Origin of the sequence: Saliniramus sp. (assembly GCF_035311605.1) — a bacterium.
GTDB lineage: Bacteria > Pseudomonadota > Alphaproteobacteria > Rhizobiales > Beijerinckiaceae > Saliniramus.
Window position 1 is genome coordinate 1 of sequence record NZ_DATGCW010000204.1, and the last position, 11,296, is coordinate 11,296.

10 protein-coding genes are annotated in these 11,296 nt (G+C 64.4%); 5 read left to right on the forward strand and 5 right to left on the reverse strand.

Going from position 1 to position 11,296, the window contains the following annotated elements:
* From VKP01_RS09340 to VKP01_RS09355, 4 genes are all read left to right on the forward strand, one after another.
* Window positions 1–896 (forward strand): LLM class flavin-dependent oxidoreductase (locus tag VKP01_RS09340; protein ID WP_324411880.1); only part of this gene is annotated, 896 nt, incomplete at its 5' end.
* A gap of 115 nt (window positions 897–1,011) precedes the next feature.
* Window positions 1,012–1,230 (forward strand): hypothetical protein, encoded by a 219-nt coding sequence (locus VKP01_RS09345; RefSeq protein WP_324411881.1) that lies wholly within the window; start codon window positions 1,012–1,014, stop codon window positions 1,228–1,230.
* Between the two features lie 155 nt (window positions 1,231–1,385).
* Window positions 1,386–3,164 carry an L-arabinonate dehydratase gene (gene araD / locus VKP01_RS09350; protein ID WP_324411882.1) on the forward strand — a complete coding sequence of 593 codons (1,779 nt, stop codon included), beginning with the start codon at window positions 1,386–1,388 and terminating at the stop codon, window positions 3,162–3,164.
* A 39-nt stretch (window positions 3,165–3,203) separates the two neighbouring features.
* Window positions 3,204–3,851, forward strand: coding sequence for a DsbA family oxidoreductase (locus VKP01_RS09355; RefSeq protein ID WP_324411883.1), 648 nt, complete (start codon window positions 3,204–3,206; stop codon window positions 3,849–3,851).
* A 334-nt stretch (window positions 3,852–4,185) separates the two neighbouring features.
* Here the strand turns inward: VKP01_RS09355 and VKP01_RS09360 are convergent, their stop codons facing one another.
* From VKP01_RS09360 to VKP01_RS09375, 4 genes are all read right to left on the reverse strand, one after another.
* On the reverse strand, window positions 4,186–5,118 hold the full coding sequence (locus tag VKP01_RS09360) for a hypothetical protein (protein WP_324411884.1): 933 nt from the start codon (window positions 5,116–5,118) through the stop codon (window positions 4,186–4,188).
* A gap of 255 nt (window positions 5,119–5,373) precedes the next feature.
* Window positions 5,374–5,922, reverse strand: a complete 549-nt coding sequence (locus tag VKP01_RS09365) for a hypothetical protein (RefSeq protein ID WP_324411885.1) — start codon at window positions 5,920–5,922, stop codon at window positions 5,374–5,376.
* A 625-nt stretch (window positions 5,923–6,547) separates the two neighbouring features.
* Window positions 6,548–8,101, reverse strand: coding sequence for an L-lactate permease (locus VKP01_RS09370; protein WP_324411886.1), 1,554 nt, complete (start codon window positions 8,099–8,101; stop codon window positions 6,548–6,550).
* 53 nt (window positions 8,102–8,154) lie between these two features.
* The gene (locus VKP01_RS09375; protein ID WP_324411887.1) at window positions 8,155–8,811 is read right to left on the reverse strand and encodes a DUF502 domain-containing protein; all 657 of its coding nucleotides are present in this window, start codon (window positions 8,809–8,811) and stop codon (window positions 8,155–8,157) included.
* A gap of 78 nt (window positions 8,812–8,889) precedes the next feature.
* Between VKP01_RS09375 and VKP01_RS09380 the strand changes: the two genes are divergently transcribed.
* The gene (locus VKP01_RS09380) at window positions 8,890–10,614 is read left to right on the forward strand and encodes a Na/Pi symporter (protein ID WP_324411888.1); all 1,725 of its coding nucleotides are present in this window, start codon (window positions 8,890–8,892) and stop codon (window positions 10,612–10,614) included.
* Window positions 10,615–10,644: 30 nt separating this feature from the next.
* On the opposite strand, the gene VKP01_RS09385 is transcribed toward VKP01_RS09380, so the two are convergent.
* Window positions 10,645–11,296, reverse strand: a 652-nt coding sequence (locus VKP01_RS09385) for an ATP-binding cassette domain-containing protein (RefSeq protein ID WP_324411889.1), incomplete at its 5' end; no start/stop codon positions are given.

Genomic DNA, 11,296 nt, shown 5'->3' on the forward strand with positions numbered 1-11,296 from the left:
CGCTCGGCTATCAGCGTTACTGGCTGGCCGAGCACCACAACATGCCGGGCATCGCCAGTGCCGCGACGGCGATCGTCATCGCCGATATCGCCCGCGCGACGCGCACCATCCGGGTCGGGGCCGGCGGGATCATGCTGCCCAACCACGCGCCACTCGTCGTCGCAGAGCAATTCGGCACGCTTGCGAGCCTGTTTCCCGGGCGGATCGATCTCGGACTCGGGCGCGCGCCGGGCACCGATCAGGCGACGGCACAGGCGTTGCGGCGCCATCTGAGCGGCGATGCGTATCAGTTTCCCGACGATGTCGTAGAGCTGATGCATTATTTCGATTCGCCGGAGCCCGGCCAACGGGTCCGGGCGATCCCCGGTGCGGGACTCGACGTGCCCGTCTGGATTCTGGGATCGAGCCTTTTCGGCGCGCAGCTCGCGGCGATGCTCGGCCGGCCCTATGCCTTCGCCTCGCATTTCGCACCAGCGCAGATGATGGATGCGATCAGGGTCTATCGCGAACGCTTCCAGCCCTCGCGCCATCTCGAAAAGCCCCATGTCATGCTCGGGCTGAACGTCTTTGCCGCGCAGGACGATGCCACGGCGCGTTATCTGATGTCGTCGCGCCAGCAGGCCTTCGTCGCCCTGCGCTACGGGCGCCCGGGGCCACTGCCCCCGCCTGTCGCCGATTACGAGGCCGGCCTCGGCCCCGGCGAGCGCGCCCTGCTCGACGGGCTCGCGCCCGGCACCGTCTGCGGCGGCCCGGAGACTGTCCGCGCGGGCATCGACGCCTTCATCGCCCGCACCGGCGCCGACGAGATCATGGTGACCGCGCAGATCTTCGACCAGGCGGCCCGCCTGCGCTCCTTCGAGATCGCTGCGCAGGAACACGCCGCGCTTGCGGCTTGAGACGAACCGTCGAAAAGCTTACGGACGACTACTGAGCGACCTTTCGTCGCCTCGGCGAAGCCTGGTCGAGCACGTTATGCGACTCGCAAAATCAGTACGCACGGAGTTCTCCCCCATGGTCTTGCGCGCCCTCTACTGGATCCCGATCTTCGGATGGCTTCTGCGCGATGCCGTCTACGGTGATACGTTGTCGCGGATCTTGTTCGTGGTGAACCTGCTGGTGCTCTGGGCCCTGGCCATCATGATCTTCGGCTATCCGGCGGTGATCGTACCTGCGCTGCTGCTCACCCCGACCATGCTTGCGATCATCGTGGTCTTCACCCTCAGGCCATAACGTAGCGCGCTCAGCAGACGGCGCGAATGCGGCAAGCGGGTTTGCGTGGCTGCGCCTTGCGCGTCATCATCCAACCGCGCACCCTTTCGGAAAATCAGCGTTCGCACTTGCAAGCCTTTTGCAAGGCTCAAGCGCATGCCGGGAGGAAGATGATCATGGCGCAGGATACGTCCAACAAGGATACGTCCAGTGGGGGCACGCCCCGCAAATCCGCAAAAAAGTCACCGGAAGATCTGCGCAGCCACCGCTGGTACGGCGTCGATGACCTGCGCGCATTCGGGCACCGCTCGCGCGCCTTGCAGATGGGCTATGACCACCAGGATTTCATGGGCAAGCCGATCATCGGCATTATCAATACCTGGAGCGACATCAATCCCTGCCACGCCCATTTCAAGGTGCGCGTCGAGGATGTGAAGCGCGGGATCTGGCAGGCCGGGGGCTTCCCCATCGAGTTGCCGGCAATCTCGCTCTCAGAGCCCTTCCAGAAACCCTCCACCATGCTCTACCGCAATCTCCTTGCCATGGAGACGGAAGAGCTGTTGCGCTCCTATCCGATCGACGGCGCGGTCCTGATGGGCGGCTGCGACAAGACCACGCCGGCCACCGTGATGGGCGCGATCTCGATGAACCTGCCCTTCGTCTTCATGCCGGCGGGCCCGATGATGCGCGGCCATTATGCCGGCACCATCCTCGGCTCCGGCTCCGATACCTGGAAATACTGGGCCGAGCGCGAGGCGGGCAATATCGACAATCAGGAATGGAAAGAGATCGAGGCCGGCATCGCGCGCTCGCACGGCACCTGCATGACCATGGGCACGGCCTCGACCATGACCTCGATCACCGAGGCGCTCGGCCTGACCCTGCCCGGCGCCAGTTCGATCCCGGCCGCCGACGCCGCGCATCCGCGCATGGCCTCGGCCTGCGGGCGGCGCATCGTCGAGATGGTCTGGGATGATCTCAAGCCGTCGGACATCCTCACCCGCAAATCCGTCGAGAACGCGCTCTACGTGCACAATGCGCTGGCCGGTTCGACCAATGCGATGATCCATCTGGTCGCCATGGCGCGCCGGGCGGATGTACCGATCTCGCTGCAGGATTTCGACGATTATGCGCAGAAAGTCCCCGTCATCGCCAATCTACGCCCCTCCGGCGCCTGGCTGATGGAGGATTTCCACATTGCCGGCGGGATCCGCGCGCTGCTGAAGCGGCTCGAAGGCGTGCTTCATCTCGATGCGTTGACGGTTGCGGGAATCACCATGGGCGAGGCGATCGCCGATGCGCGTGTCTATAACGATGACGTCATCCGCCCGCTCGACAACCCGATCTCCTCGTCCGGCGGCACGGCCATCCTCTACGGCAATCTCGCGCCCAAGGGCTGCGTGATGAAACCGCCCGCAGCCGAGCCGCACCTGCTCCAGCATACGGGGCCGGCGCTGGTCTTCGACAGCTATGCGCAGATGAAGAAGGCGGTCGCCGATCCCGATCTCGACGTCACCGCCGATCACATCATGGTGTTGCGCCATGCCGGCCCGATCGGCGGCCCCGGCATGCCGGAATGGGGCATGCTGCCGATACCGAGGAAACTCCTCAAACAGGGCGTGCGCGACATGCTGCGGATCTCCGATGCGCGCATGTCCGGAACGAGCTATGGAGCCTGCATCCTGCACGTCGCACCGGAAGCCGCCGTCGGCGGACCGCTCGCTGCACTGCGCACGGGTGACATGATCACCGTGGATGTGCACAATAGGCGAATCGATGTGGCTTTGAGCGATGCCGAAATCGTGGATCGTCTCAAAGGCTACGTGCCGCCGCCGCGGGATTATCCTCGCGGCTACTACAAGATGTACACGCAGCACATCGCCCAGGCGGATACCGGTTGCGACTTCGACTTCCTGGAGGGAAGTGGCGGCATACCGGAGCCAGAAATCAACTGACGAACGCCTCTGCCGGATGCGGAGGAAGGAGCGAAAAGCATGTCCGAGCCCCTGCGCATCACCGTGATCTCAGACGTCATCTGCCCCTGGTGCTATCTGGGCAAGCGACGTCTGGAGAGCGCTCTGGAGGAAAGCGGCGTCCCGGCGACCGTCTCCTGGCTACCCTTCGAGCTCAACCCCGACATGCCCGAGGAAGGCATGCCGCGCGCTGATTACCGCGCCCAGAAATTCGGTGAGGAGAAAGGCGCCGAGCTCGATGCCGAGATGAAACAGCGCGGTGATGCCGAGGGTGTGCATTTCGCCTTCGAGAAGCTGGTGCACACACCCAATACCCGGCGCGCCCACATGCTGGTGGCGCAGGCCTCCGATACGGGCCTCGGCGACGATCTCACCGAGGCGCTGTTTCGCGCCTATTTCGAGGAAGGCGCCGATGTGGGCGATCCGCAGGTGCTGATCAATATCGGCGAACAGATCGGCCTCGATCCCGAACTCGCGGGCGAGGTCATCCGCAGCGAGGCGATCTCGGATGCGGTAGCGACGATGGAGAGTCGCGCGGCGGAAGTCGGCGTGACGGGTGTTCCGTTCTTCATCATCAACGAAAAATACGCCGTCTCCGGCGCCCAGCCCAAGGAAGCGTGGCTGGAATTCTTCGAGAAGCTGCAATCGGAAGAAGACCCCGCCGGCTGATCCGCGGGCATCGAAAGCGGGCGCCGCTCGGTGCGTATGCGAAAGCCGATTTCACATACACGCCGGCGGCGCCTCTTTCCCTCTGGCAGGTCGCATCCCGAGCGAAATATCGTTTGCGGACCACGCTGTTACCCTAGCCGACAGGCGCGCGATGTCGCGCGCATTTCATGGGCAATCGCGCTCAAATTCTGCGCATACGGGCCGATCAGTGGGCATAACGAGGCACGGCCAGTCCCGTAACCCGTCCTGAACCCGTCAAATTGGAACGCACTCCAGGTCATTGTTTGGTGCATCATGTTCCCGTCAGCGGGTATCCGCCTGACGGCATGATACTCTAGCCCGAACGCCCGGCAGAGCGTGGTTCGGACGCAGCCGGTTTGCCGGCGCCATCATCGAAGATCTGGTCCTGATCGTCGCCGGGATCGCCCTGCTGCGGACGGCTCTGCGCGGGCGCGGCCGTTGCCGGCGTGGTGCGCGGACGCACGGATTGATTCTGACGTGGTGCGGACGCGCCCTGCGCGGCGGGATTCTGCCTGGACACCGACGGAGTCGGGCGGGCAGCGGCGTCAGGCGCAGGCGCGGCCCGATTGCCGGGCACAGATCCGCTCGACGGGACAGAGGCACTCTGCAGGGCGGATGCGCCTTGGGCCGCAAACTTCTGAGTCGCCTGGGCCGGCCCCTGATTCATCACATCACTCAACCCGCTAACACCACCCTGATATCCGGACCCATGGCGTCCGGAACGCGTCTCGAGATGATCGAGCAGCGATTCGAGGGCGGCATTCTGGATTTCTCCATCATGTGCCGCAGGTTTGCACCCCAGCGCCACCTGGCGTGGTTCGCAGGTTTCCGCCTCACTCAGTTCGGTCCCGAACCATAATGGGGGGCGAAAGCCGCCGGCCTGCATCGAATCGGCGAAATGCAACAGGATGAACGCGCAGGGGAGAGGTGAGACGAAGCGCAGGATCTCGATATCGAGGCCACCACCACCCTCGAAGGGCATGCGTTCATAGACGACGCGTCCGGCGCAGACATCCATCAGCACCTCGCCCTGCGCCCGCGACACCTCCGTGCGCTCTTCGGAAATCCCGCCATCGGGCAGGAGATCCTGCAATACCAGAGTGCAGGCCTCCCCTTCGAGGCGCAGGAAGGAGCGCCTGTCCGACTGATCCGGAAAATGCCCTTCGACGACAGGCATGGCGGGCCGCTCCCGCCCGATCAGGCGGGCGAAACCGGGAGCAAGACGGAAGCGTCTCGTGAGTGTCATGAATACCTCGACTCGTCAGAACTGATACGACGGTGAGCGCGAATCATCGCCGCCCTGCCGCCGCAGAAGCGCGCAGCTTCGCCATGACAATGTCGAGAAAGCGGCAGGGTTCGATCCGGATTCCTGCAAATCCGCCGCGCGACAATACGATGTGGACAATGCGCTCCAGCCCGGGGCCGGCAATCCGAGCCCCGCAGCGCCGGGCGCGGTGTCGCGTGACGGCCTTACCGAACGGCAGGAAAGTCGGGTCTCGCTTCACTCTTCTTCGCGAGAAGCGGGCAGCACGTCTTCCAGGAATGCCTCACCGCGGATTCCGGAAATCTGCCCGTCCGAAGCGCCTGCGCGCGGCTCGGCATCATCCGGGCTCGCCTTCACCAGCCGCAGGATCTCGACGGCAACCTGCCAGGGCAGCGGCTGGGCGATGCGCAGAAAAGCGCGCCCGTCGCCGAGATCCTCGATCTGGACCTCCTGCGTGCTGTTTTCCGCCTCGGCGCCGCGCGGGGCATGGGCCTGCGTCGTCAGGAGCTCATCCGTATCGATGCCGAGCACCTTGCTCAGCGCTTCGACATGAGTCATCCGGCGCGGCAGGCTGCGGCCCTTGGCGTAGGACCAGACGCTGACATCGCTGATACGCGCCCCGGGCGGCAGATGCTCCTGTGCCCGTCGCGCGGTTTCCTTGTAGGTGAGGCCACTGCGCTTGATCGCGCTCCAGAGGCGCTCGGCGAAAACATCCTTGTCGATCGGCAATGTCCGCTCCTTGACCGGCTTGGCAGTCATGGCGGGCGACAGAGAACGACGTTGCATCACGAATTCCTTTCGAAAATGCGACCGCACGGCGCAACATTTGATGTTACGAACCGGAACGCCCCGCCCGGCAAGACATTTGCCCCGCATGCCATCCGGCCCAGATATGCAAAACAGCCCCGGTATCAGCCCTTCGACATGATCGCGCCCCGCCCCGAAAGCCCTGACGGCACCGCGATCCGAACGCCACAATCACCGTTCCCCCGAATCAATATCGGGCGCAACGAAGATGATTATTATCTCTGCTAGTTAATCAAATGTGAACACCCGAAACTTTCAAAATACGGCGATAGTCAAATTTTATTAAAATCCGTTCACCTTCAAATTTTCAAAACCGCGACTTCATGAGTTTAGGCATACATTCTGAAACGATTTCTTGAAAAAGACATGTCGGGCGGGACCAAGACTTGGCGCTCCATCCCTGCATCAGGCCGCGCCATGCAATGGGACAGCTTGGGGAGCAAAAAATGTTGCAAATTGACACGCCCTCTCAAGCCGAGCCAATTTCACATTTCAGAAGGTCCTTTGGATCAACACCACATGCCTATTCATGGTTACCTGATACAATAATCATTGTAAACTGCTTTGTCGGCGAACCGACATGAATGGATTCCTGAAAAGCGCCTCAACGGACGAGGATCAGCGTGACGACACCGCCGAGCACCGCGTAGACCACCGCCGGCATCAGCGTGGCGCGCAACACATCGCCCTCCCGCCCGCGCAGCCCCACCGTCGCGCCGCCGGCGATGATGTTGTGCGGGCAGGCCATGTTGCCGAGAGCCGCGCCGAAGGATTGCGCCGCGAGCATGATCACCGCCGGCAGATCGAGGCTGCGCGCGCTCGCCATCTGGAATTCGCTGAGCAGGATGTTTGATGCCGTGGCAGAACCCGTGACGAAGGTCCCCAGTCCGCCCACGCCGGGCGCGAAGAGCGGCCAGATCGGCCCGGTGCGCGCAACCGCCTCGGCCAGCGTGTCAATCATCTGCGCATGCACCATCAGCCGTGAGATCGCGAGCATGGCCAAAAGCGCCACGACGACGGGTACCAGCCGCCGCGCGGCTGCGCCGGCGGCTGAGAGCAGGTCGTGGATCGTACGCCCTTGCAACAACGCGCCGAGGATGAAACCGGTCATCAACATGGTGCCGGGGTGGTAGAGATATTCGAACCGCCCGGAAAACCCGCCAGGCAGGCTCCAGGCGATGCTGAATGCCCGCAACATCTCCGTCAAAGGGCCGATCATGCGGCTTGCGAGGATCAGGCCGACGATGACGAGATAGGGCGCAGCCGCGTGCAGCAACGCCCTCGCGCCGGGGCGCTCGCCCGTGTTTTTGCCCCCGCTTTGGCCTCTTTGTGCGCCATCATCCGCTGGCGTCTCTTCAGCGCGCTCCAGCCCGAGGCGCTTGAGCGCGAAGACGAAGATCACGGCCCCGATCACCGCGCCGGCGAAAGTCGGCAATTCCGGCCCGACCGCCCAGGCGATCAGCGCGGCAGGGGCGAGGAAGCACAAGGCGGCCAGAGCCGCGAGCGCGCTGTCGCGCATGACGAAGCGCCCGTCATCGGCGACGCGCATCAACAGCACCACGAGCACGGCGCCGACGAGCAGATGCATCAGCCCGGTCCATTGCCCGATCGCCTGCGCGGAGATGCCGGTGAGATCGGCCTGCGCGACGATCGGCGTCCCCACCGCGCCGAAGGACACCCCCGCCGCATGGCCGATCAGCGCCAGCGTCACCGCCTTGAGCGGCGTGAATCCGAGGCTCACCAGCAAGGGGGCCGCGAGCGCCACCGGCGTGCCGAACCCCGCTGCGCCTTCCATGAACAGGGCGAAGAACCAGGCGATCAGCAAGACCTGCACCCGGCGATCCGTCGAGACCGAGGCAAGCCCGGCACGGATCACGTCGAATGCGCCGGAGCGTTTCTGGAGCTCGTAGACGCAAAGGGCGGGAAAGATGATCCACAGGATCGTCGCCGCCGTGAACCCCGCCTCGGCGAAGGCGAAGATTCCTGCCCGCCCGGGGCCGATCTCGCCGAGCACCGCATCGCCGTAACCGAAACCGAGATAGGCGACGCCGAGCGCCACCGCGAGCCCGGCCACGCCCGCCCGCGCCGCCGACCAGCGCAGTCCGAGCATCAGGGCGATGATCAGCGCCAGCGGCGCAGCGGCGAGCAGGGCAGGCATGAACGGGCGAGACTCCGGTGATCAGGCAGCCGGTCTGTGCAACGCACAAAGCCTTACACCCGATCCACCGGCCTCGCCTCGGGATTCATCCGGATATGCCCCGGCGTCAGTGCGCCGCCGGAGACGATGAAGGCCATGGCGTCATTGGCGCTCCAGTCGAGCCAGACGAGACGGTGGGAGGGGACGATCTCGACATAGCCGGAGGTGGGGTTGGGCGTCGTCGGCACATAGACGGCGGCAACTTCCTCGCCGGTATCACTTGCGGTGAAGGTCGCGGTGACGAAGCCGATGGCGCGCATGTCGCGGGAGGGGAATTCGATCAAAACGACCCGCTGGCGCACCTTGGGATCGTGCTGGAGCGAGTTCATCAGGGTGCGCGTGGCGCTGTAGATGGTCTTGGCCAGCGGCACGTATTCCATGGTCTTGTCGACGTAATAGAGCATCTTTCGCCCTACCACCGCATTGGCCAGGATACCCAGCAGATACAGGGTGACCAGGACGAGGATCAGCGCCATGATCGATTGGAACCACCACGCCATCAACAGATCACTGAGAAGCTCGTTATCCGTGCGGATGCGCCGTGCGAAGGTATTGACCGTCGGCTTGCCGGCTCCGATCAAGAGATCGACGAGATAGCTCATCACGACGAAGGTGAACCAGAGCGGGATAATCGCGAGCAGCCCGGCGACGATGTTGCGGCGAAAGCGCATAATGGCGTCATGCCCTCCTGAGGCGATTCGAAAATTCGTGGCAGTTTACGCAGATCGCCCGTAAAGGCGATGATCACTTTGGGGAAAGCAGACCATGGCGAGGTGGCGTTGACGGTATCGGCATTGATGGGGCTGCTCGGCGGGATCGGGCTCTTCCTCCTCGGCATGAGCGCGATGACGAACGGGCTGCGCCAGGGCGCGGGATCGTCGCTGCGCGGTATTCTCGCACGCTCGACGGCGACGCGGCTGCGCGGCCTCGCGGCGGGCTTCTCGATCACCGCCATCGCGCAATCCTCCACAGCCGTCACGATCGCCACGATCGGCTTCGTCAATGCCGGCCTTCTCAACCTGCCACAGGCGGTCTGGGTGGTCTTCGGCGCCAATCTCGGCACCACCTCGACCAGCTGGCTGATCTCGCTGGTGGGGGTGAACGTGCGTATCGACACCCTCGCCCTGCCCGCCATCGGCATCGGCGCGATGCTGCGCCTCGTCGCCCGCGAGCGCCGGGCCGGGTCGCTCGGCGAGGCTCTGGCCGGATTCGGCCTGTTCTTTCTCGGCATCGTCATCCTGAAGGATACGTTCGGCAATATTGCCGAGACCATCGATATCTCCCGATTCATCATTCCCGGCTTTGCCGGCACGCTGATCTTCGTCGGTATCGGCTTCATCATCACCCAGCTCACCCAGAGTTCGAGCGCCTCCATCGCCATTGCGATAACGGCGGCAAGCGGGGGATTGTTCGGGCTGGAGCCCGCCGCCGCCCTCGTGATCGGCGCCAATCTCGGCACCACCTCGACGGCGCTTGTCGCGTCGATCGGCGCGACGGCCCCGGCGCGGCGGGTGGCGCTGGCGCATGTGATCTTCAATCTGATCGTCGCCATAATCGCCATCATCGCCCTGCCCCTGCTCATCGCCTTGACCACCACGTTGAGCGACTGGACCGGCGCCGATCTCGACGGCGCGCGCATCGGCGGCATCGACGTCGCGGCAGCCATCGCCATCTTCCATACGCTGGTGAAGGGATTGGGTATCCTGATCATCTGGCCGCTCGCGACGCCGCTGATCGGCTGGCTCGGCACCCGTTACCGCTCGGAAGACGAGGATCTCGCCCGCCCGCGTCACCTCGACCCCACAACGAGCGCAGTTCCCGATCTTGCCCTGGGCAGCATCGCGCTGGAGATCCGCCGGCTCGGCGCCATCACCTCGGATGCCGCGCGCGTGATGCTGGCCGAGGCGGGTGATCCGCAAGACCGGGCGCACGCGCAAGGGCATTTCGAGGCCACAGACCGGCTGATCGGCACGATCCGCGATTTCATCGCGCGGCTGCGTCTCTCGGGCATGGCGCCACATCTCGCGGACGGGCTGAGCCATGCGCTGCGCGCGCTGCAGCATTATCAGACTCTGGCCGATCTCGCCGCGCAGGCGCGCCCGACGGACCTTTCCCGCCCAGGCCTGCCGCCACCGATCCGGGCAGCCCTGGCCACCTATCGCGACAATCTCGTCGCCACTATCGCGGGCCCTTCAGCCGACGAACCGGGATTCGGCACCGGTTCGGCACAGGCGGATGCGGAGCGTGTCGAGAGCGCCTATCAGCAGATGAAGAGCGCGCTGCTGGTCTCGGCGGCGCAGGGCGCCATCGACCCGATGACCCTTGATCGCCTGGTCACCGCCATCGACCGCTTGCGCCGCTGCGGCGAACATGCCGCCAAGGCCAGACGCCGCCTCGCGCTGGTTGAGAAGAGTCTCACGGATGGAGGAAGGGCACCTGTCGCGCAGGAAACCCGCGATGCGGTGGCGGAATAGACGATGGGCCGGTTTAATCTCCGATAGGCATCAGGCTTCAGCCGTTGCGGCCACACCGGAAATCGCCTGGACGAGGGAATCCTCGGTTACCTCCGCAGCGGTGAATTCCCGGGTGATGCGCCCGTGATACATCGCCACGATACGGTCGGAGACACGCAGGATCTCGGGCATTTCCGAACTGATCACGATCACCGCATAGCCCTGGGCGGCGAGTTCGCGCAGCAGGGTGTGAATTTCGGATTTCGATCCGACATCGATGCCGCGCGTCGGCTCGTCCACGATCAGCACGCGGGGCTGCATCGAAAGCCATTTGCCGATGACGATCTTCTGCTGGTTGCCCCCCGACAAGACTCCCGCCGGCTGGCGCCAGCTCGGCGTCTTGATGGCCAGCCGGTCGCGATACTGGTCGAAGATCGCGATCTCCGCGCCGGAGGAGACGAAAGGGCCTGCCGTGAGATCCTGGACCTGCGGCAGGGTCATGTTGTCGCGACAGCTCATCTGCAGGACGAGCCCCTGCTCCTTGCGGTTTTCCGGAACCAGTGAAATACCCATTCCAATGGCCCGTTCAGGTGAGCCGATCGACACCTCCTTGCCGTCGATCAGGATCGTTCCCGAAGCACAGTCGCGCAGGCCGAACAAGGCTTCGGCAATCGCCGTACGACCGGCACCGACGAGCCCGTAG